15 protein-coding genes are annotated in these 23,102 nt (G+C 69.8%); 8 read left to right on the plus strand and 7 right to left on the minus strand.

The features are described from left to right. Nucleotides 1-27 precede the first annotated feature (27 nt). The gene (locus HNQ61_RS03455) at nt 28-1,569 is read left to right on the plus strand and encodes a DASS family sodium-coupled anion symporter (protein ID WP_170031871.1); all 1,542 of its coding nucleotides are present in this window, start codon (nt 28-30) and stop codon (nt 1,567-1,569) included. Nucleotides 1,570-1,946: 377 nt separating this feature from the next. Here the strand turns inward: HNQ61_RS03455 and HNQ61_RS03460 are convergent, their stop codons facing one another. The 6 genes from HNQ61_RS03460 to HNQ61_RS03485 all read right to left on the minus strand — a co-directional run bounded on the left by HNQ61_RS03460 (nt 1,947) and on the right by HNQ61_RS03485 (nt 11,326). Next, entirely contained in the window at nt 1,947-2,426 is a 480-nt protein-coding gene (locus HNQ61_RS03460; protein WP_170031874.1) for an ankyrin repeat domain-containing protein, read from the minus strand. Beyond that, nucleotides 2,423-7,414, minus strand: coding sequence for a DUF4132 domain-containing protein (locus HNQ61_RS03465; RefSeq protein ID WP_170031877.1), 4,992 nt, complete (start codon nt 7,412-7,414; stop codon nt 2,423-2,425). The genes HNQ61_RS03460 and HNQ61_RS03465 overlap by 4 nt, the downstream gene beginning before the upstream one ends. Next, entirely contained in the window at nt 7,414-7,848 is a 435-nt protein-coding gene (locus HNQ61_RS03470; protein WP_205761167.1) for a hypothetical protein, read from the minus strand. Before HNQ61_RS03470 ends, HNQ61_RS03465 begins: the two co-directional genes overlap by 1 nt. Nucleotides 7,849-8,008: 160 nt before the next feature. Beyond that, nucleotides 8,009-8,176, minus strand: coding sequence for a hypothetical protein (locus HNQ61_RS03475; RefSeq protein ID WP_170031880.1), 168 nt, complete (start codon nt 8,174-8,176; stop codon nt 8,009-8,011). Nucleotides 8,177-8,507: 331 nt separating this feature from the next. Continuing rightward, nucleotides 8,508-9,677 (minus strand): hypothetical protein, encoded by a 1,170-nt coding sequence (locus HNQ61_RS03480; protein WP_170031883.1) that lies wholly within the window; start codon nt 9,675-9,677, stop codon nt 8,508-8,510. A gap of 329 nt (nt 9,678-10,006) precedes the next feature. Further along, a complete protein-coding gene (locus HNQ61_RS03485) occupies nt 10,007-11,326 on the minus strand; it encodes a dicarboxylate/amino acid:cation symporter (RefSeq protein WP_170031886.1) in 1,320 nt (439 codons plus the stop codon). 608 nt (nt 11,327-11,934) lie between these two features. Here HNQ61_RS03485 and HNQ61_RS03490 point away from each other — a divergent pair. The 5 genes from HNQ61_RS03490 (at nt 11,935) to HNQ61_RS03510 (ending at nt 17,825) form a co-directional block, all read left to right on the plus strand. After that, nucleotides 11,935-12,423 (plus strand): hypothetical protein, encoded by a 489-nt coding sequence (locus tag HNQ61_RS03490; protein ID WP_170031889.1) that lies wholly within the window; start codon nt 11,935-11,937, stop codon nt 12,421-12,423. Nucleotides 12,424-12,718: 295 nt separating this feature from the next. Further along, nucleotides 12,719-13,066 (plus strand): DUF6686 family protein, encoded by a 348-nt coding sequence (locus tag HNQ61_RS03495; RefSeq protein WP_170031892.1) that lies wholly within the window; start codon nt 12,719-12,721, stop codon nt 13,064-13,066. Between the two features lie 27 nt (nt 13,067-13,093). Further along, nucleotides 13,094-13,708: a 30S ribosomal protein S4 gene (gene rpsD / locus HNQ61_RS03500; protein ID WP_170031895.1), complete on the plus strand. Its 615-nt coding sequence runs from the start codon at nt 13,094-13,096 to the stop codon at nt 13,706-13,708. 680 nt (nt 13,709-14,388) lie between these two features. Further along, the gene (locus HNQ61_RS03505) at nt 14,389-15,831 is read left to right on the plus strand and encodes a PhoX family protein (protein WP_170031898.1); all 1,443 of its coding nucleotides are present in this window, start codon (nt 14,389-14,391) and stop codon (nt 15,829-15,831) included. Between the two features lie 71 nt (nt 15,832-15,902). Beyond that, on the plus strand, nt 15,903-17,825 hold the full coding sequence (locus HNQ61_RS03510; protein ID WP_170031901.1) for a cytochrome c peroxidase: 1,923 nt from the start codon (nt 15,903-15,905) through the stop codon (nt 17,823-17,825). A 529-nt stretch (nt 17,826-18,354) separates the two neighbouring features. Here the strand turns inward: HNQ61_RS03510 and HNQ61_RS03515 are convergent. Further along, complete coding sequence (locus HNQ61_RS03515; RefSeq protein ID WP_170031904.1) at nt 18,355-19,263, minus strand: PD40 domain-containing protein; 909 nt, start codon at nt 19,261-19,263, stop codon at nt 18,355-18,357. Nucleotides 19,264-19,566: 303 nt separating this feature from the next. Here HNQ61_RS03515 and HNQ61_RS03520 point away from each other — a divergent pair, with 303 nt between their 5' ends. Beyond that, entirely contained in the window at nt 19,567-20,667 is a 1,101-nt protein-coding gene (locus HNQ61_RS03520; protein ID WP_170031907.1) for a pectinesterase family protein, read from the plus strand. 341 nt (nt 20,668-21,008) lie between these two features. Continuing rightward, a complete protein-coding gene (locus HNQ61_RS03525) occupies nt 21,009-22,634 on the plus strand; it encodes a glycoside hydrolase family 43 protein (RefSeq protein WP_205761169.1) in 1,626 nt (541 codons plus the stop codon). The last annotated feature ends 468 nt before the right edge of the window (nt 22,635-23,102 follow it).

Below are 23,102 nucleotides of genomic sequence, written 5' to 3' on the forward strand. Positions count from 1 at the left end.
CATCCGCACGCCCATCCGCCCGTCCCCGTGACTGACATTTCTCCGTCTTCCCCCGGCGCGCCCGCGTCCGTGCGCCACGTCCTCACCCCGCGTGAGGAGCGCTTCGAGGCGCTGCGCAACCGCGCCGGCTTCGTGCTGGCGCCGCTGGCCTTTGTCATCATCCTCCTGCTGCCGATGGAGGGGATGAAGCCGGAGGCGCACCGGCTGGCGGCGGTGATGGCGGCCGTGGTCATCCTGTGGATCACCGAGGCGCTTCCCATGCCCGCCACCGCACTGCTGGGCGCGGCGGCCGCCATCATCCTGCGCGTGGCGCCGGCGAAGGAGGTGTTCGCGCCGTTTGCCGATCCGCTCATCTTTCTGTTCATCGGCTCGTTCATCATCGCGCGCGCCATCTTTCTTCACGGGCTGGACCGGCGGATGGCGTACGGGGTGCTGGGCATGCGCTGGATCGGCGGGCGGCCGTCGCGGGTGCTGCTGGCGTTCGGCGCGGTGACGGCCACGCTCAGCGCCTGGATGTCCAACACGGCCACGACGGCCATGATGTTCGGCATCGGCATGTCCATTCTGTCGGTGATGATGGCCGGCGCCGCGGACGGCAAGCCCACCGTTGATCCGCGGTACGCCACCGGACTGATGCTGATGACGTCGTTCGCCGCCTCCATCGGCGGATTGGCGACGCCGGTGGGCACGCCGCCCAACGTGATCGGCATCGGCTTCATCCGCGGGCTGCTGCACCAGGAGATCACCTTCTTCGAGTGGATGGCCATCGGCGTTCCCGTGGTGGTGCTGCTGTTCATCTGCCTGTACCTCTACCTGAACGCCCTTTCGCCCGCCGGGATCGATACGCTTGGCGAAAGCGCCGAGGTCATCCGCCGCGCGCACGCCGAGCTGGGGGCGTGGACGCCGGGGCAGCGGTCGGTGATGATCGCGTTCGGGGTGACGGCGGTGCTGTGGATCACGCCGGGATTGTTCGCGCTGACGCTGGGGGAGACGAGCGCCGTCTACAAGGCGATGAGCGCGCGGCTGCCGGAGTCCGCGGCGGCGCTGATCGGCGCCATCATGCTCTTTGTCCTTCCCGGGAATGACGGAGCGCGCGCGATCACGTGGGAGGACGCCGCAAAGATCGACTGGGGCGTGATTCTGCTGTACGGCGGCGGGTTTGCGCTGGGCGTGCTCTCGTTCCAGACGGGGCTGGCGGAAAGCGTGGGTCGCGGGCTGACGGGCGTCATTCCGCTGCACGGTGAGTTCGGGCTGCTGGCGGCGTCGGTGATCGTGGCGGTGATGGTGTCGGAGACCACGTCCAACACGGCGTCGGCCAACATGGTGGTGCCGGTGGTGATCAGCATTGCCGTGGCGCAGGGGGTGGATCCGCTGATTCCCGCGCTGGGGGCCACGATGGCGTCCAGCCTGGGCTTCATGCTGCCGGTGTCCACGCCGTGCAACGCCATCGTGTACGGCAGCGGATACGTGCCGCTGATGCGCATGGTGCGCTACGGCATCATCCTGGACCTGATCGGCATCGTGGTGATCATCGGCGCCATGTGGGTCCTCGGCCCGCTGATCCGCTGATCCGCTGATCCGCTGACACGTGCCGAGCAGATGAATCCACCACGACGGCGGGGATAGCCACACGAACGGGTGGCCCACGTTGACCGCGGGCGCCGCCCGTCGAGAGCGAATGAATCCGCCACTCGAACAGCGGGAACCCCCGACTCGGGGCCGCTGACGCGTCCACGATCGGGGCTTCAACCGCATCGCAGGGACGGGTGCCGGGCCGCCGTTCTCCCCTCTCCGTGCGGCAGTTTGCACGGGGAGGGGCCGGGGGAGGGGCCTCCCGGCCCGCCGACGAGCAGAACCTTCCGCAGCAGAAACGCACCCGGGAACGACGACAAACGGCCCCGCATCGAAGCACGATGCGGGGCCGTCGTCCGTCCGGTGGACGTGGTTCAGTTGAAAAACTGCTTGACGTCGTAGTTGGAAATCGTGTTCGCGAGATCGATGGCGGAAACGCCGTGCGCATTCTTGATCTGGGGATCAGCTCCCTTGGAGAGGAGCATCCGAATCACTTCCCCCCGGCCCTGAGAGTTGAAGGTGGCACGAGACAGGGGACCGTTCCCGTGCTCGTCCTGCGCATTGGGGTCTGCCCCATGATCCAGCAGGAGACCCGCGACCTCGAGCTGGTAGTCCTGTGCGGCAAAGTGAAGCGCGGTCCAGCCACGCTTGTCCTTCGCGTTTACATCCGCACCCCGGGCGAGCACCGCTTCGGCCATGTCCCGCCGCCCCGCAAGCACCGCGGCCATCAGAGCCGTGCCGCCGGCCCGGTCCCGCGTATTGAGATCCTCCGCGGGGGCACTGCGAACCGCTTCAAGATCACCGCCCGCGATTGCAGAAAAGATCCCGGTCATCCCCTTCCCCGGCTGCTTCATGTCGGTGACTCCCGCCCCCCGGCCGGCGGGGCGGACGGGGCGGCCAGGCGGATCTGGTCGAGGATGTGGGGATCCTTGATCTCCCGGTCGCGCGCCAGCAGCAGCACCTTGGACATCACCTCCGCCGTCCGCGGATCATCATCCGCAAACGGCAGAAACATGCGCCCGCGGTGCTGCGAGTGCACCGCCACGATGAACAGCGCCGTCCCCGGCAGCACCGTGGCGCCCGCGCTCCCCAGGTGCACCGCGTAGTCCGCCCGCGTGCCATGGATGAGGGCGTGGCTCCCCTGCACCTCCACGTTGTCCATCCCCAGCAGCTCGCACGTTTCCCGCAGCAGCGCCGCCCTCATCTCCACCGTGGACGCCGTCGCCTCCGGGTCCACCCCGCCCTGGTGCGCCACACTCACCACCAGATCCAGGTCGCGCATGGCCTCGCTGAAGACGCGCGGCGGCACCTCCGCCAGCGGCACGTGCTTCCACTCGCCCTTTCGCGTGAAGACGACGACCTCCAGCGTGAGCCCCTCGATGTCCGCCGGCGTGTAGAACGCCTCCTGGAAACCAAGCCGCGCCGTCAGCCCGGCGTCGTGAAAGGTGCGCGACACGCCCTCCTCCGGGTGCGCCACCCAGCCCCGCCCGCCCAGCAGCGCCAGCGCCTGCCGCGGCTGCACCTGGTGGCCTGCGTAGCGCCGCGAATAGGTGGAGTCCGCCTCCGCATCCACCATGGGATACAGCTCGCGGAACACCTGCTTGAACGGCTGCACCCGCTCCGCGCGGAAGCAGTCGCGCTGCCACGCGGACCAGTCGCCGCGCCGGAACAGGTCGTCCGGGTGCGCCAGGCGAACGGACTCGTCGGCGCCCAGCGCGTGCAGCGCCCCGTCCGCGCCCCGCAGCGCCAGCCCGCCCTGTGCGGGATAGCCCGCCGCCTCGTCCCCCACGAACACCAGCCGCTCCAGCGCCGGGCGCAGGATGGGGTGCCCCAGCAGAACCCGGAGCTCCGCACCGGTGAACAGGTCGCCGCGGCACATGGCCTCCTCCAGCGCGCCCCGCACGCGCGACGCCTGCCGCCGCAGTTCCTTCAGCCGGTCCTTGAGTTCCGCCGCCTCCGGGTCCTTGCCCACCGCGGCGGGGATGGACTTGAGCGCCTTGCCGCCGCGCGCCGCGGACAGCTCCGGCGTCCCGTCCTCCCCGATGGAGAGGGTGATGGTCACCCCCGCCACCTCGCGGACCACCGGCCCGGCGGCCAGGTCCGCCACCGCTTCCCGCTCCATCGCCCACTGCAGGCGCTGGGGATCGCGGTAACCGGCGGTGCGCGCCAGGTTGGCCATCCCGATCTCCACCGCCCGCCCCTCGCTCGCCTGCCGCTGCGAGCCGAACCTGCGGCTCTCCCGCCGATACTGCTGCAGCAGCTGATAGCGGGCCAGAAGCTCCGCGGCACGCTCCCCGTCCGCCGGGAGCGGAACCAGGCCCACCGCGCGCACCGAGTCCTGGTGGCGCTTGTCCGCGATGCGCGCCGCGAGCTCCTCGCGCGTCACCACGCCCCCCATCGCGCGGCCAAAGAGCTGGGCCCGCGTGTGCCCGCCCGCGCTGGAGCCGTACTTGGCCGCGGCCTCCACCGTCTTCCACCGCTCCGCCCCCAGCCGCGCGTGCGCCTCGCGGAACCACGCCACATCCACGGCGCCCTCCGTGAGGTCCGCGGCGGACAAGGGCGTGTACTCGCTCACCTCCGCGGCCCACACCTCCTTGAGTTCGTTCAGCGACCACGAACGGTCGTCCTTAGTGTGCGCCCCCATCCACCACACCGCGGAATCCAGCCCCGGCCAGCCCAGCGTGTGCGCCACGTGCCCGGCCCACTGCGGCGCGTACAGCGCAAGCTCCACCAGCTTCGCGGGCTTGAGCCTGGTGCCCGCGGCCCAGGCGGCGAACGCGTCGTGCGTGTCCTCCGCGCGGGGGATGGAGCGCAGCACCAGGTGGCTCAGCGTGTCCTGCCGCGAGGCGCCGTCCCGCGTCCATCCCATCGTCCGCGCGAAGTTGGTGGAGCCCAGCGCGGGAAGGGCGGGCGACAGCGTTTCCAGCCCGCCCGTCCAGCGCAGATGGAGCGCGTGGCGCGAGGCCTCCGTCGGACGGTCGCCGCGGGCGCACTCCACTTCCACGATGCGCCGCCGGCACGCCTCCACCGCGTCCAGCAGCTCCGCGTGCGCGGCCAGTTCCGGCGGCGGCTTGCGGGATGAGACGGCGTGGATCAGGGGCGGAAGACCGGCCCCGCTCGCCCGTCCCAGGATCAGGGTGATGAAATCGTCCCGGTCCGCCGCGCCGGCGCGGTACGCCGCCAGAAAGTCGGCGAGCGAAACATCCATCGCCAGAAACCCGCCCGTGTGGTGCCGGAACCAGCGCAGGATTCCATGAATGCGCGACGCCCCCGACGCGGCGGAGAACTCCTCCGGCCGCGCGCTCTGCCACCAGCGCAGACGGGCGAGCCACGCGGTCGCGGCGTTCACGCGCGGCTCGTAGCCCGCCTCCGCGCTGCGGCGGAAAACGTTGACGTGGCGCGCCTGCTCCGGCTCCGCCGCCATCTCCCGCAGGTCCGCGGGGGTGAAGTCCGCCATCGCGTTCTCCACCCCGTCCACCAGAAAGGCGGCGGCGGATGCGGGCGCCTGCCACCACGCGCACCACTCCAGCACGCCGGTGAGGAACCCGCGGCCGCTGTTCCACGGCGCGGCACCGATCAGCCGCCGTGCGTTGGGCCCGCTCCACGCCGCCGCCTTGTCGCCGGCCAGGAGCGCGCGGAACAGCTCCATCCCGTCCGCGTCGCGGGTGTTGGCCGGGCGGTCGGCCAGCCACGCCTTCCACACGTCGCGCAGCGGCAGCTTCTCCTCCGCGTCCGGCATGGCGGCGGGGTTGCGGGGAGGCATCATCTGATAGGCGCGCTCCAGCAGCAGCCACGTGTCGCCCCCGGTCGCCGCCCGCACCTCCACCGTCTGGTGGGCGAGGGCCACCGCGGCGAGCGACTCGATGGCGGCCTGTGCGGCGCGCGTGTCCACGGTGACGGCATGGCGCGCGGGCGCGGGCCAGACGCGGCTCTCCGCGCCCGGAACCAGGCCCAGCGCGTCATCCAGCACCGGCACCTCCATCGACGCGCCCAGAACCGCGTCCAGGTGCGCGGCCTCCGGCTCGGAGACGGTGTCGTGCGAGGCGCGGTAGGCGCGCATCCGCTCGCGCACCTCGTCCACCGCGCGTCCGCCCTCCGCCGCGTCGCGCAGCAGTTCCAGCCCGGCCAGCCGCCGCAGCGGGTCCGCGTCCCCGGTCAGCCGGCCGGCGGCGTCGAGCAGTTCGGCGTCGGGCAGCGCGCGCAGCCGCCGGAGCGCGCCCGAGCGCAGGTCGCTCGGCTTGCGGGCAAGCAGATCGATCAGCCGCGCCGACTCGTCCGCCGCGGGCGCGCCGTCCCCCATCGCGCGGAAGGCGGCGCCGCGCACGTCGGCGGAGGTGTCGCCCAGCAGCTCCAGCACCAGCGCGCGCTGCTCCGCCGTCAGCTTCTTCCGCTCCGGGGCCGGGCCGGAACTCCACCGCGGCCGGACCCCGGCGATGCGGCAGATGAAGTGCTCGCGCTGAAACGGGTCCATGTCGCGGACGTACGGAAGCATCCGCTCCGCCGGAACGTTGGCCGCGTTGGCGCCCATGGCGGCCGCCACCTGCGTGCGCTCCAGCTTGCGGGCCGTCCACGGCCACACCAGCGCGCCCACCGTCTGTGACCGCTTGGGAAGGCGCGCCAGCAGCGATTCCAGCGCGGCAAACAGCTCCGCGCCGTCCACGTACGCGCTCGCGTCCCCGCTGAACTGATCCAGCGCGCGCGCCGCCACCCGCAGGTTGGGATCGCGCAGCGCCGCCAGAAGGTGCGGATGGGAAGCGGACCAGAGCGATTGGCCGAGCAGGTGCACGGCGGCGAAGCGCACCTCGTCCGACGGGGACGACATCAGCCGCGCGGCGTGCGCCACCGCCGCGTCCACGTCCAGAAACGCCGTGCTCCACAGCGCCAGGTACACCGTTTCCGCGTCGGATTCGCCGAGCGCGGCGTCGCGGGCGGAAGCGTCGTCCAGAAAGGTGGATACGCGATCCAGCACCGTATCCACCTTGATCCCGCTGGCGCCGTCCCACGCGAATCCGAACCACGTATCCATCGCGCGCACGACGGACGAAAAGCGGCCCAGGTTCTCGTCGCGCACCAGCCGGATCATGCGGCGGAACGCGTCCGGGTGCGATTCATCCACGGCTTCCAGAATCACCTGCCGCAGCCCTTCCTGGCGCTGCGCGGCCAGGAGGAGGCGCTCCACGTACTCCCACGCGCCCGGGCGCGCGGAGCTCAGAAAGGCGCGCACCACGTGCCGCCCCATCTGCCCCACCGGGTGCTCGCACGCGGCGGAGGCGCGGAGGATGTTGAACACCTCGTCCCCCGCCGCGCCGCCCGCCTGCATTCCGCCCGCCAGCAGCCAGCCGAGCTCGTCCGCGCCCCACCACTGCGCCAGGTGCGGCGCCCACGCGGCCACCCAGGCGATGTCGCCGTCGTACTCGCCCAGCAGCATGGCCGTCTGCAGCAGCCAGCGCCCGCGCACCCGGGCCAGCGTGGGCGGCGAGTGGCGGGAGCGAAAGGGAAGCCGCGACATCCCCGTCTGAAAGGGCCGCAGAGCCAGCAGATCCCACGCGGCCTCGGCGGCGGCCACCTTGCCGGGGAGCAGCGCCTCCATCAGCCGTCGCCGGCCGGCATCGTCCAGCTCCATGAACGCGGGGCCGATGCGCTCCACGTGCTCGTTCAGGAAGTGGTAGCGTTTGTGGACGTCCTCCTGGCCGAACGCCTCCTCCACCAGCGCGCCCACCCCGGCCGGCAGGGCGCGGCCGGTGACCGAGGCCATGATGCCGCGCGACGACTTCAGCCGCTTCATCACGGCGCCGGGGGCGCGCTGGCGCGCGAGTTCGCTCTGAATCTCCTTGGGATCCATCAGGCACCCGCCAGAAAGGTGAGGCGCAGAAAGGTGAGGCGGCTGTCGGGGCGGACGAACACCTGCGCGTCCAGGTCCCGCTGCTCGGTGCCGTCGATCACCACCAGGTACAGCCCGTCCTCAAAGCCGCTCAGCGCCACGGCCACGGCGCTTTCCTCGTCTACCTCGGGCGATGCGGGGCGGCCGCCGGGGAGCACGCGTCCGCGCGCGGCGGCGTCGTCGATCTCGGACGGGGACAGGACGCGCAGCAGGGAGTCGCGCCGCTGCCGCTGCCGGAACGCGGCCACCTCCGCGCGCACGACGCGCGCGATCAGTTCGCGCAGCGTAAGCCCGCCGCCCTCCTCGCCGCGGCCGTCGTCCGGCGGCAGGTCCACGGACCAGTCATCCAGCAGGGGAGCGCGCCGGCCCAGCGCGCGCGTAATGATGAGGACCATGAGAGCGGCGGCGGAGGCGATTGAGGAGCGTAGCAGGAAAGTACAGCGCGCCCCGCCTGCACGGTAGCCGATCCGGGGAGGGGGACGGATGAACGAACGCCCCGCGACGGAAATCGTCGCGGGGCGTTCGGCATCGGCTCGAGGCTGATTACCGGCAGCGTCAGTCCGTGATCGGGTCCTGCGTGCAGATGAACCAGCTGGGGCATGCTCCCGCCAGCGTGCACCAGAGCGAGTCACCCGCGGCCAGCAGGCTGGCTTCGCCCGCGGCGGGGGAGACGGCAAAGGTGTGCACGGCCAGGGTGTTGAGATCCAGCTTCAGCTTGTTCATCGGGAAGTCTTCCGGTGGACGGGAGGGTGCCGCAGCCCGCCGGCACGGTGGCCGGCGGGTATGGATGGGTGGGATGACACCATCCTAATCCCGACAGGATTGACCGGCAAGAGCACGGAAACATTCGTCTGCCCGCGCCTGCGGGTGATGTGCGCCGCGGGGCGGGAAGCGTACTCCCATGGCAGGCCGGTGGAGCCCGTCATGCGCGGGACGGACGGGATGAAGGCCGGGCATGAGAGAAGCCCCGCGACAGATCGCCGCGGGGCTCTCCTCCTTCAGCAGAACGTGATCCGATGAACAATCCGGCCCACCTCAAGCCTGTTGATCGCGATCAGAACGGTGCGCCCAGCGCCTTCAATGCATTGCTGATCAATCCACTTCCGTCGACGCTCAAGCCACCGACGAATCCGCCGTTCCATCGCCATGCCGCCTGAAGCTGGAGCGGCAGGCTCTCCAGCTCTGTCGCTCGCAGTGGAAGCAACGTCAATCCTACGAAGAAATTCTTTTGCGGTTCAACAAAGGTCGAACCGGCGACAACGCGAACATTCGTCTGAAGATACTGTCCAATGGGGTTTGTGGATTGGTCCCACCCCAGGAACGGTGGCGTCTCCACGGCAAAGAAGGGTTGCCACTCTTTGTCGTGGGTTTCCATCCGCGTCTTTTTCACCGAGTCGGAAAATGACACGCGATCTTCACTGCAGACATCAAAATCGTCACTGTAGGAATTGCAGTAGCGCGTATCTTTGCTGGTGTGGCGGGAGAACCAGGCGATGCCGGCGGCAATGCGCGGACCTTCGCGAGCGACACCGGGAATCCGGACAGACTCATCTCCCACGCGTATGCCAAGATCCTGCCGGCCAGTCACCTCGGCGAATTTCCACCTCGGCTCCACGAAGCAGGTGTAGCCTGACCGGTTCGGATAGTAGCTGGCACGTCCCGTATCCGGTGATGCGTCACCGTCGGGAAGGGGCTGAAGAGCGAAGCGGACCTTCTCGCACTCTGCTTGGGTGAGCTGTGCACCCTGGGCTGTCCCGACCCCGATTCTGAGCGTCAGCGGAAGCCACTGATTTCGAATCCAGACATATGGCGCGAGGTTGTCCTGCAATGCCAGAGTACGGGCCGCGGCGACGTGGGGGTAGATGCGAACCGTGTCCCACTGCACGATGGGAGCGCCCGCCGTTTCAACCAGGATGAGCACGGTGTCGGTCGGCGGAGCAGCCTCGATCCACCGGAAGTTCGCGGTCATGTCACCGTTCAAGCTGACCTTCTCGTTCAGACCTCCACCGCGGATGGTGAAGGTAGTCGGACCGAGTATCGTAGGCCGAAATCGAATAAGTGCGGAACTCTGCCCGGCCTCGAGCTTTACTTCGCAACCTGCTCCATGGCCGCCTGGAGAGCAGTCGATGGTGCCTTGAGATTGGCCGCCAAGCGGAACCGAAGCGATGAAGATGGCGGCCAGCGACATGACCGCACGGCGAAGCGCAACTACGGGTTGATGCATTCTGCAGACTCCGCAATGAAGATGGAGCCCCGGTCCGGCTGGTACTTGGGGGTAGATCTGAAAGGCGGGGCATTCATGAAGCGCGGCTCGTTCATGGCCAAGCCATGCGCGAAACGGGAGCCGGACACAACAGAGTATGCTGCGCCCGAATTGGCGGGTCAAGAACTTTCATTTCTGCCCCTTCCGCTCCGCTCAACGCACCTCATGCCATGTCCTCTCCGACATGGCATTGACCTCGTCCATCCCCGTACAAGCGAAGAGGCCCCGCGACGACGGTCGCGGGGCCTCTTTTCACGATGGAGATGATCACGCCGGACGTACCGCCGGCGTCAGGCGATGACCGCCTCCGGATCTTCCGTCAGCCCGTCCAGCGCGGCGCTCAGGCGGTCGCGGTCCAGCGCGCCCTCCCAGCGCGCCACGACGATGGTCGCCACGGCGTTGCCCATGAAGTTGGTAAGGCTGCGGCACTCGCTCATGAAGCGGTCCACGCCCAGAATGAGCGTCATCCCCGCCAGCGGCACCGAGGGGACGATGGAGAGCGTGGCCGCCAGCGTGATGAACCCCGCGCCCGTCACCCCCGCCGCGCCCTTGGACGAGATCATCGCCACGCCCAACAGCAGCAGCTGCTGCCCGAAACTCAGGTGCGTCCCCGTGGCCTGCGCGATGAACAGCGCGGCAAGGGTCATGTAGATGTTGGTGCCGTCCAGGTTGAACGAGTACCCGGTCGGCACCACCAGCCCCACCACCGACTTTTCGCACCCGGCGCGCTCCATCTTCTGAATCAGGCTGGGGAGCGCCGCCTCGGACGACGACGTGCCCAGCACCAGCAGCAGCTCCGCCTTCAGGTAGCGCACCAGCTTGAGGATGGAAAAGCCGGTCAGCCGCGCCACCGCGCCCAGGATCACGAGCACGAAAAGGAGCGACGTCAGGTAGAACGTCGCCACCAGCACGCCCAGACTGGCCAGGCTCCCCAGCCCGTACCTGCCCACTGTAAAGGCGATGGCGCCCAGCGCGCCGACCGGGGCCGCGCGCATCAGAATGCCCACCAGGCGAAAGATGACCAGGCTCAGCCGCTCCATCCAGTCGATGAGCGGATCGGCCTGCACGCCCACCATCGACAGCGAGATGCCGAACAGAATGGCTACCAGCAGCACCTGCAGGATGTTGCCGCCGGTGAACGCGCCCACCAGCGTGTCGGGGATGATGGAAAGCAGAAAGCCGGTGAGCGTGGTATCGTGCGCCTTGGCGGCGTATTCGGCGATGGCGGTGGTGTCGAGCGTGGCGGGATCGATGCGCATCCGCGCGCCGGGACGGATCAGGTTGGCGGCGGCGAGACCCACGAAAAGCGCCAGCGTGGAGAAAAACAGGAAGTAGGCGAACGCCTTGGCCGCCACCCGCCCCACCGTCCGCAGCTCCTTCATCCCCGCGATGCCGGTGGCGAGGGTGAGAAAGATGACGGGGGCGATCACCATCTTTACCAGCTTGATGAAGCCGTCGCCCAGCGGCTTGAGCTGCACGGCGAATCCGGGCGCGAAGTGGCCCAGCAGCGCGCCGATGGCGATGGCTACCAGCACCTGCACGTACAGGTGCGAGGCAAGGCCGCCGTGCCCGGCGGGCGGCGAGGCTTCCGCCTGGGGTTGTACCTTCATCGGGTTCGCGGGGGGTGGCGGGATGTGGATGGCGCGCGGTCATCCACCGCACCCGTTCCGAATCTCCGCCCTCCCCCGCCCCGCGCGCAACCCGCCGCGAAACGTTTGTCGCACGGCTGCGACACGCTGGCTCCCGTCGCGGTCTCAACAAGTCGCCACCCTGAGCGCCTCGGCTTGCTTGCCCTCTCCAGCGCGCACCACAACAAAGGCGTCATCCAGAGCGCCCAAGCTCGCCCGGCCTCCACCCCGTACTCGCCGAAAGCCGTCATCCTGAGCGCCCGCACTCGCCCGGCCTCCCCACCGCGCATCCCTCCACAAGGCGCCACCATGAGCGCCCTAGCTCGCCCGCGCCGCTCCACCGCGTACAACGCCAAAAGGCGTCATCCTGAGTGAGCGTGCGCCGGTCCTTCCTCCGCGCCGAAACGTGCGCGAGCGAAGGATCTACTATTCGCAAAGCCAACACTGCGATCGGCTCACAGACGTTCCGCGGGACAGGTCCGCGCCAGCGAGCGCGGCATCACGTCCATCCCGCGACGCGCTTGCCGGGCGGAGGGCGGCCCGTATCTTCGGCGCTCGCTCGCGATCAACCGCCTCCGCCCATCATCCCCATGACCCGACCCGTTCGCCGTGGAAGCCGTGCGGCGCTGCTGCTCATCACCATCCTCGGCGCGGGGTGCGTGCGGCCCGGCGCGCCATCGCCATCCACCGCCGTGCAGGGCGCGCCGCCGTCCTGGCTTGCTGGCGAGTTCGAGGACGATTACGAGGGCCATCACACCGTCACGCGCGACCGTTGGCGCCACGAGGCGTACGCCAGCTACCACGTCGTCCGGTGGAACGCGGACGGCCAGTACCTGATCGCGCGCAACGACAGCACCAACCCGTCCGCCCGCGGCCTGTGGACGCGCATCGACTGGATGCGCCTGCCCGGAATGCCGCCTTACGAGTGGGCCTTCTGCCTCAGCGCCTACGAAGCCGCGACGCAGGCGGAAGCCGAAGCCGCCACCATCGCCCGTCGCGACACGCCGCGCACCGGCTGCAACGGCCATCCCTTCACGCGGATGAAGCGCGCCGCGACCGCATCGCCGCAGGCGCGCTGACCGTTGATCGACTGATCGGCATCCGCGGATCGACTGATCAACCCGTCGCTGATTGATCGCTCTGCCGATCCACGATCATCCACGAAGCGGCTGATCGACAGACTGATCGGATGGACTGATAACCCGGCCCGCGGCTCCACGCTCGCGGGCCGGGTTTCGTTCATCAACCAAAGAAATCCGCATCAACGCTGGCCTGATCCGCCCATCCATCGATCCATCGAACGACCTCGTTGACAGGAGTCTCTGGCCTGAGTAGAATGAGAATGATTCTCAACCACATCTACTCCGGCCTGTGATGAAACAGAATCAGGAACCCTTTGCCCGGACGGCGCACGGAAGCGCGCTGTTCTGCGGCTGCTGCGGAAAGGTGGAGGTCACGCTGGGCAACGCCGTGCTCTGCATGGAGCGCGACGACTTTGCTTCCGTGCTGCAGGTGATTGACGGGTTTGATCCGGACACCGCCGCCGACAGCCGCACGCGCGCCTTTGTGATCCGTACGGAAAGCGGCGACGCGGCGTTCGTGTTTGACCGGCGCGAACTGCTGGAGCTGCGCGAACTGGTGCACCGCGCAGAGGACTACGTGACGCGCGAAGAGCCGTCCGCCGGTCCGCGTCCGCGCTTTTCGCGATCGCTTCTCAACTGATTTCCCATACCGAACAACAGGATCGTCATGCCGCAACGTGGGCCGCGCCTCAAGCGCATCCGCCGCCTGGGAACGCCGCTTCCCGGGCTTACCCGCAAGGCGCCCGAGTGGAAGTCGTACCCGCCGGGCGCGCACGGCCCGGACCCCAAGCGCCGCCGCAGCACCCCGTACCGCGCGCGCCTGGACGAGAAGCAGAAGCTGCGCTGGAACTACGGCGTCTCCGAACGGCAGCTGCGGACGTACTTTGAGCAGGCCGCGCACTCCGGCGGCGTCACCGGCGAGGAGCTGCTGGCCCTGCTGGAGCGGCGGCTGGACAATGTGGTGTTCCGCCTGGGCTTTGCGCCCACCATTCCCGCGGCGCGGCAGCTGGTGGCGCACGGGCACATCCGCGTGAATGGCGCGCGCGTGGACCGTGCGGGGTTCCTGGTAAAGCCCGGCCACTCCGTCGCGGTGGGCCCCAGGGGCCGCGCCATTCCCGACGTGATGACGGCGGTGGAGCGCGGGCCGGAGGTGCGGCTTCCCGGCTATCTGGCGCTGGATCCGTCGGACAAGTTCACCGGCCGCGTGGTGGCCACCCCCATGCGCGGCGACGTGCCGTTCGTGGTGGAAGTCGCCGCGATCGTGGAGTTCTACGCCCGCTGACGCGGGGGCTGTCCGGCAGAATCGTGATCGAACCCGAAACCTGTTCGGGCCGCGGTCTATCCTGAGCGGATAAATCCGCCGCTCAAACAGCGGTAACCCCCGACACCGGCCGCTGGCGCGTCCGGTTCGGGGCTTCAACCACAACGCAGCGACGCGCCTCGAGCCGAACGCCGCGGCCACGCTGAGGTCTCCCTTTCTCCCGCGGAGCGGGGGAGAGGGCCGGGGAGAGGGGGCCCATCCGCGTGAGCCGAACCGCCCGAAGCCCACCGTTCCGTCGTTCTCCCCTCTCCGCGCTTCTGCTTCGGCCGGGAGGGGAGCGGGGAGGGGCCGGGGGAAGGGCCCGCCCGCGGCCGCGCCAAACTATCCGGGACGTACGATACTGGTGTGTGCTCCCTCTCCCACATCCGTTCGTGGGAGAGGGTCGTCGTGCGCAGCACGCGGGGTGAGGGCCCCAGCCCGCCGCCGCGCAACAATCCGGCCCTCCTCCACACCATCCCCATCGACAGGCCCCTTCCGCCCCCGCGCGGAACGGGGCCTCTCCGTCGTGCGAACCGCGACGGGATCATGGCATTCACGTTACGGTCCCGTGCTCGCACACGGGCCGGGGCGACTGAGATTGAGGCCTTCCCCGGCCGGGACGCGGCCCGGGGCAGACCCCTCTCCTCTCCCTGGAAACACCGATGAAGGCAAGCACCCTGCTCACCATGGGCGCCACCGCCGCCCTCGCCGCGGGCGCCGCCGCCGCGTGCGACAGCGCCACCGAGCCCGGCCGCCGCATCACCTTCGCCGCCACCTCGGTAACGCCGGCGCTGCTCAAGAGCCTGCCCGCCGGCGTGCAGGCCATTCCCGTCATCAGCAGCGACGACCAGCTGCCGGGCTCGCCCAACTTCATCTTCGGCGGCTCCGCGGACGGCATGGGCATTCTGCGCGGCACCGACGGCGTCTACACCCTGCTCGTCAACCACGAAGACAACTTTTCCGTCTCGCGCCTGACGCTGGATGCGGACTTCCGCCCCATCACCGGCGAGTACGTGCTGCAGAGCGACGCCGGCCGCTACCGCCTGTGCAGTGCCACCATGGTGCGCCCGGAAGTGCACGGCTTCGGGCCGCTGTACATCACCGCCGGTGAAAGCAACGCCGAGTCGCAGATTCACGCCGTAAACCCGTTCGGCGCGCGCAACACCTCCACCTTCCTCACCGCGCTGGGCCGCTGGAACACTGAAAACGCCGTTCCGCTCCCCGCCGAGGCGTACGGTGACCGCACCGTCATCGTCATCGGCGACGACGACTCTTCTTCCGCCGCGGGCGGGCAGTTGGCGCTGTACGTGGGCAACTCCATCGGCGACCTCACCACCGGCAGCGTGTACGTGATGGCGCGCGCCAACGACGTGGTCCGCGAGCGCGACATGGTGCCGGGCACCACCTATCCCGTGGTCTTCCGCAAGCTGGAGGGCAGCGTTCCGGCCATGACCGGCGCCGATATCAACGCGCGCAGCCTGTCGCTCAAGGCCATTCAGTTCGGCCGCGTGGAGGACATCGACTACCGCAAGGGCAGCGGCGGCGGGCGCGAGGTCTACTTCAACGTCACCGGCCAGGCCAATACCGGCGTGAACGCCGACTACTCGCGCAGCAAGTACGGCCGCGTGTACCGCCTGGTGCTGGACCGGCAGGACCCCACGCGCGGCACGGTGGAGGTGCTGCTGGACGGCGACGACCGCAACGGGCCCGCGCGCGAGTTCCAGAATCCCGACAACATCATGGTGGCGCGCAACTTCGCCTACATCAGCGAAGACCCCAACGGCTACGGCGACGAGACGCACGACGCCCGCGTGTACCAGTACGACCTGCGCTCCGGCGCGCTGCGCGTGGTGGCGGAACTGGATCACCACCGCGGCGACGCCAAGTACAACAACGTGGCGGGCGCGCGCAGCAGCCTGGGCGCGTGGGAGTTCGGCGCCATGCTGGACCTGACGGAAGAAGCGGGGATCCGCGACGGCTTTCTGCTCGCCATTCAGCCGCACACGTGGACGGGCGACCGCTACCGCGCGGCGGACGGCGGCACGGGGCGCCCCAACGAGTCGCAGGCCAGCCAGCTGGTGGTGCTGACCGGCCTGGAGCGCTGATTTCCCGATCGATGGACCGCGCGGCGCCGCCCCTCCGGCGGCGCCGCGCACGCATTTTCCCGTCATCCGCCATGACCCGCATCATCCCGATCCGCGCCGCCGCGCTGTTCCTGATCGTTTTCGCCACGGCCTGCTCGCGCGGCGTCCCATCCACCGTGCCCGCGGAAGGCTCGCCCCGCGCCGCGGCCGCGCGCGCCTCCGCCCTGACCGCGCTGGACCGGCTGGACGCGACGCTTCTGTGGCTGGAAGCGAGCGCCGCCAAGGCCGGGCCCGACTCGCTGCGCGCCCAGTTTCTGCGCGCGCGGCTGGCATACAAGGGCGCGGAGCACCTCGTGGAGTTGTACGCGCCCACGACCGCGGAGGGGATCAACGGCCCGCCCATCGACGAGGTGGAGGAAGACGACCCCAACCGCACGGTGATCGAGGCGGAGGGGTTCCAGGTGATGGAGGAGCTTCTGTGGCCGGAATGGGATGAGGCGAGCCGCGCCGAACTCGCGCGCGAGGCGCGGATCACGCGCGCCAACGCCCGCCGCGCGCGCGGAATGCTGGAGGCCACGCCGCTGACCGACGCCGTGGTGTGGGACGCGGCGCGGCAGCAGATCGCGCGCATCGTGGTGCTGGGGCTGGCGGGATTCGATACGCCCCTCGCCGGCACTTCCCTGCCGGAAGCCGCCGCCTCGCTGCGCGCCCTGCGCGAAACCGTGGCCCCGTACGCGGATGAACTGCGCACGGCGGATGCGCGGCTGGCGGACGAGCTCGACGGCTCCTTCTCCCGCGCGGTCGCCACGCTGGACGGCGCGCGCTCCGCGGACGACTTCGACCGCCTGGCGTTCCTGACCGATCGCGCCGATCCGCTGGCCAGGGCGCTGTGGCGCGCCCGCGAGCGGCTGCGCATTCCCGCGCCCCCGGACCGGCGGGCGTGGCGCGGCGCGGCGCCCACGCTGTGGGGCGCGGACGCCATCGATCCGCTCGCCTTTGCGCCCTCCGGCGCGGAGGACGCGCCGGCCCGCCGGGCGGAACTGGGGAAGCTGCTCTTTTTCGACCCCGTGCTGTCGGGAGACGGGAGCCGGGCCTGCTCCAGCTGCCACCTTCCCGAGCGCGCCTTCGCGGACGGGCGCGCGCGTCCGGCTCCGCTGCGCGCGGGCGGCCCCGTCCCGCGCCGCAACACGCCCACGGTGATCAACGCGGGGCTGCAGGCCGGCGCCTTCTACGATCTGCGGACGACGTTTCTGGAAGACCAGGTCAACGACGTGGTGCGCAACCGCGACGAGATGCACGGCGATTTTGCGCGCGCGGTGGCGCTTCTGGAGGGAAGCCCGGAGTACGTGGCGCACTTTCGCGCGGCGTACGCGGACGGCGGCTCGCGGGTGACCGCGGACCGGGTGCGCGGCGCCGTAGCGGCGTACATCCGCTCGCTGCAGGGGATGAACGCGCCGTTCGACCGCTACGTGCGCGGCGACAGAAACGCGATGGGCCCGGCGGAGCGCCGCGGCTTCAACCTGTTCATGGGGCGCGCGCGCTGCGGAAGCTGCCACTTTGCCCCGCTGTTCAACGGCACGGTGCCGCCCGCGTTCGGCAAGGCAGAGGTGGAGGTGCTGGGCGTGCCGGACCGCGCGGCGCGGACGGCGGCGCGCGTGGACGCGGACGAGGGGCGCGGGGCGGTGGCGGGCGTTTCGCTGCACCGCCACGCCTTCAAGACGCCCACGGTGCGCAACGCCGCGCTCACCGCGCCGTACATGCACAACGGGGTGTTCGCCACGCTGGAGGAGGTGGTGGATTTCTACGATCGCGGCGGCGGGCCGGCGTGGGGCATTCACCTGGACAACCAGACGCTGCCGGCGGATTCGCTTCACCTGTCCGCGCGCGACCGGGAGGATCTGGTGGCGTTCATGCGCGCCCTTTCCGACACCGCCGGGCTGACCGCCCGCCCCGTGCGCCTCCCCGCCCTTCCCGGCGCGCCCGGCATGCGCGGCGCCGTCGCGCGGCGGTACTGATTGGGCGGATCGGGACCGGGGGGATGATCCGAGGACGATCGGGCTCCGCGGCCGCTCCGAGATGATGTCGAGCGGTTGGTTTGATGGAGGGATGCGGCGCGAGCGAGCGATCAATGATCGAGCGCAGGCCCCGATGAGCGAATAAATCCGCCGCTCAAGAAGCGGGAAGCCCCGACTCGTGGCCGCTGACGCGTCCACGATCGGGGCTTCAACTGCATTGCGGGGATGGTGCCGCGCGTCCGGCCGGAGTTGGAACGGGGGAAGGCAGATCCTTCGTCGGCGCCATGGTACGCTGCGCCGGACAACGCGGCTGGCGCCTCCTCAGGATGACGCCGGTGGCGTTTAATCCGCAGCGGCAACACGCGTTGCATCCTGGGCCGCCCTACCCACCATGTCATCCTGAGGGAGCGTGCGCCGCACTCTCCCGCGCGCCGAACTCCGCGCGACTGAAGGATCTACTCTCCGGCCGAGCCAACGTCGCGCAACGCACACCCGTCCGCCCTCGCACAAAGCGCCTCGCGGCACGCCCTCAGCGCCAGTCGAACGGGGCCTCCCAGCTCGCGTCGGTGGTGATGCGCACGCCGGCACCACCATCCGCGGGAAAGCTGTAGACGTTCCGGTTCAGGTCATTGATGCGCGCGGCCAGAATGCGCCGGCCATCGGGCGACCAGACGGGCTGGCTGTCCACTCCGGGACGGCCCGGCTCGCTCGGATCCAGCCGCCGCTCCCCCGTGCCGTCCACCCCGATGACGTACACATCCCCTTCCGGCCCGGAACCGCACACAAACGCGAGTCGCGACCCATCCGGCGACCACGACGGATCGGACGAATATCCCGCGCACGACTCGCCCACCGCGCGGCGTCCGCTCCCGTCGGCGTTCATGATCCACAGCTTCAACTCCCCGCTCTCGCCGCTGAGGAACACGATCCTACGTCCATCGGGCGACCACCGCGGGGAATTCGACGCCCACGAATTCCGCGTCAACTGAACACGGTTCCCGCCACCGGCGTCCATCACGTAAACGTTCACTGCCGCTACCTGAAAGTCGGGCGCGTCGTACACGAGCCGTCGTCCATCCGGCGCCCAGTCCGCGCAGGCGCCGCTCCGGTCCAGGGAGATGCGCCGGACCCCTGATCCATCCGCGCGCATCAGGTGGATCTCACGGGTGCGCGATGTCGATCCCGGCTCCAGAACGCGCTCGCGGGTGAACGAGATCGTCCGTCCGTCGGGCGACCAGCGCGGGCAATCATCGTCATTGCCTAGGGTCAGTTGCACCTCGCCGCTCCCGTCCGGGTGCATGGCGAATATGCTGGCGCTCGTGCCGTCCCGGCGGACGAACAGAACCTCCGGACGGGCGGCGCCGGTGCCTGCGGGATTGTCACAGGCGGCCAGCAGAAAGGCGGCGGCGCAGGCGAACGAGCGGCCAAGTGTCTTCATCGCGGTGCGGGGTCGTGCGTGACGGGAGAGGATAGCGGGACGAGGATGATAACGTGCGTCGCCGCGAATGCGGACGCCACCAGCGAACGCACGCCCGGTGTCTGATTCAGGATGATGATTGCGGGCCGGATTGCCCACGCATCCAACCTCCCGCCCGGCCCCGCTTGCGCCGGATCGGCCGATCCCGTACGATTGTTCCAAGTGGGAACAATATGCATCAGCCGGTGATCCGTCGCGTGTTCGTGCCTGATTTGATGTGCACCGCGCGACGGTGCCTCAGTCCACCCGCTACGGTCCGTACCGATGGCCCGCTCCATCCTTCGCACGTTCGCGCTGGTCCTCGCGCTCACCTTCATCGGTGGGCATGCAGCCGCGCAGTCCGGCCGCTACCACGCCGTCGTCGATGCCGCGCACCGCGGAACGGACGGCGCGCGCACCGCGGGCGTGCCCACGTGGCGCACCATCGGCGCCGCGCTGGCCGCCGCGCCCGCGGGTGAGGCGCCGTACCGCGTGCTGGTGCGCAACGGACGCTATCACGAAAAGCTCAGCGTCACCCGCCCCAACGTGCACCTCACCGGCGAGAGCCGCGACGGCGCGGTCCTCACCTATGACGCCGCGGCCGGGCACGCCGCGCCGGGCGGCGGAACGTGGGGAACGCGCGGCAGCTTCACCCTTCGCGTCGCCGCGCCGGGCTTTCGCCTGCAGCGCATGACGGTGGAAAACGCCTTTGACTACATGGCCAACAGGCGCAAGGCGGCGGACGATCCCACGCGGCTGGAGGGCTCGCAGGGCGTGGCGGTGCTCACCGACAGCGCCAGCGACCGCTCGTTCTTTGGCGACTGCGTGCTGCGCGGGCACCAGGACACGCTGTTTACGGACGGCGACCGGGCGTACTTCACCGGGTGCACCATCCTGGGGAGCGTGGACTTCATCTTCGGCGGCGGGCGGACGGTGTTTGAGGACTGCGACATCGTCTCGCTGGACCGCGGAAGCCGCACCAACAACGGGTACATCACCGCGCCCAGCACGCCGCTCAGTCAGCCGTTCGGCTTGGTGTTCATCCGAGGCCGGCTGCGCAAGGAATCGCCATCCATGGCGGCAAACAGCGTGGTCCTGGGGCGGCCCTGGCACCCCGGCGCGGACCCCACGCTGGTGGGCAGCGCCGTGTTCATCGGCACGTGGATGGACGATCACGTGAGCGCCGCCGGATGGACGCGCATGTCGATGATGAACGCCGCGGGCGAGCGGATGTGGTATGAGCCGGAGATGTCGCGCTTCTTTGAGTACGGCAGCACCGGGCCGGGCGCCGCACCCAGCCCCTCTCGCCGCGTGCTGACGGAGCAGGCCGCCGCGTACTTCACCGTCGCGCAGGTGCTGCGCGGGTGGAATCCGCGCGCGGAGTGATGCGCGCCTTCGGCGGATAACGATCGTCCACGGCTCCGGGCGGGCGGAGCAGCGCGACGGACGAGAGCCCGGTCGTGGCGTGAAAACGCCTGTCCAGGAGCGAATGAATTCGCCGCTGGAAAAGCACGAAGTCCGCCTGCGCGGACTGTGGCCGAAAGTGCGGCGCGCGTTCCCACCGGCGGAGTGGGGCGCGTGAATCGTCGATCCGAACGATACGTTGCGTCGAACCGTCCGAGGCTCATGTCCTCATCGATTGAGCGTTCAGAGTCGGGCGAGGAACGGTGGCCCGGTCGTGGCGGGAGACGCCCGGCATCCACAACACTTCCAGTCATCGGGGGACGATGAAAGGCAGATCGGCGGCGGTGCTGCTGGCGCTCGCGATGGCGGGAACGGCGCACGCGCAGGCGTGGAGCCCGGACGCGGGGAACGGGATGTATCGCAATCCCATCATCTACGCCGACTACTCGGACCCCGACGTGGTGCGCGTGGGCGACGACTTCTACATGACGTCATCCAGCTTCAACTCCGTGCCCGCGCTGCCGATTCTGCACTCCACCGACCTGGTGCACTGGACGCTGATCAACCACGCCATCCCGCGCTTCGCCGATCCCGCGTTCAACGTTCCGCAGCACGGCAACGGGGTGTGGGCGCCGTCCATCCGCTACCACGATGGCTGGTTCTGGATCTTTTACGGCGATCCGGACCGCGGCATCTACCGCGTCCGCACGCGCGACATCCGCGGCGCGTGGGAAGCGCCCGTCCTGGTTCACGCCGCGCGCGGGTGGATCGATCCCGCGCCGCTGTGGGACGACGACGGAAACGCGTATCTCGTTCATGCGTTTGCACGTAGCCGAAGCGGCATCAAGCACGTGCTGCACGTGAACCGGATGAGCCCGGACGGCGACCGGCTGCTGGACGAGGGGCGGCAGGTGTTCATGGACTCGGTCGCGCACCCGACGATGGAGGGGCCCAAATTCTACAAGCGCGATGGCTGGTACTACATCTTTGCGCCCGCCGGCGGTGTGCCCACGGGATGGCAGACCGTGCTGCGCTCGCGCAGCATCTACGGCCCGTACGAGGACCGCATCGTCCTCGCCCAGGGCGCGACGGAGGTGAACGGGCCGCACCAGGGCGCATGGATCCAGACACCGCGCGGCGAAGACTGGTTCATCCACTTTCAGGACGTGGGTGCGTACGGCCGCATCGTGCACCTGCAGCCCATGGCGTGGCGCGACGGCTGGCCGGTGATCGGCACGGACCCGGACGGTGACGGAAAGGGGGAGCCGGTTTCCACCTTCCGCATGCCGGACGTTGCACGGCGCGGTCGTTCGGTTCCGCAGACGACGGACGATTTCCGCCAGCGCGCGCTCGGGCTGCAGTGGCAGTGGGCGGCCAACCCGCGCGCGGACGCGTACTCGCTCGTGTCGCGAAGCGGATGGCTGCGGCTCAATTCACAGGCGGCGCCGGACAGCACCGGCGGCCTGTGGAACGCGCCCGGGCTGCTGCTGCAGATGCTGCCCGCGCCGCGGTTCCAGGCCACCACGCGCATCGACGCACGGGGCATCGCAGCGGGCGAGCAGGCCGGCCTTATGGTGATGGGGATGGATTACGCGTACCTCGCGGTCCGGCGGAACGCGGACGGTCTCGTACTGGCGCAGGGCCGCGCCGCCAACGCGCACCAGGGCGGGCGGGAAACGGTGGTGCAGATTGCCGCGCCGTCAGCGTCCACCGTTCAACTGCGGGTGCGGATGATGGATGGCGCGCGCGGACAGTTTTCGTACAGCGCGGACGGGCGTACGTGGCGCGACATCGGCGCGCCGTTCACGGCGCGCGAGGGGCGCTGGGTGGGCGCCAAGGTGGGCCTGTTCGCGCTCGCGCCGCACGGCGCCACCCGCACAGGATACGCGGACTTCGACGACTTTCGCGTGGAACCGGTCGCACCCTCTGCAGCCACCGCGCGGGACTGATCCGGGGCGGCCTCCGGGCTCGCCGGGGCGACTGAAGTCGCGGCAACAACGGCGCGAAGTCCGCCTGCGCGGACTGCAGCCTACACGCGGGTGCGCCGCGACGGCAGTCGCGGATCGCCCCGCGCCGCCACCCGGATTTGTCATCCTGAGCGGAGCGCAGCGTCGTACTTTCCGCCATGCCGGACTATGGCGCGCAGTCGAAGGATCTTACCACGGCAGACGCAGGGCGCCGGCAGGAGGGGAACGGATCAGACTCGAGGCCCGGTGATCGAGGCGGGCAATGTGGCAAGATCCTTCGACTCGCTGCAGGCTGCGGTGCACCGGAAAACGCGTCGCCGCCGCTCGCTCAGGATGACAGCGGATGGCTCTGGCGCGGGGGATCACACCCCAGCGGCGGATGCAGTCCGCGAAGGCGGACTTCGTGCCTTTCCAGCGGCGAATTCATTCGCTCCTGGACAGGCGGACGCA

Origin of the sequence: Longimicrobium terrae, from assembly GCF_014202995.1 — a bacterium.
GTDB classification, from domain to species: Bacteria; Gemmatimonadota; Gemmatimonadetes; order Longimicrobiales; family Longimicrobiaceae; genus Longimicrobium; species Longimicrobium terrae.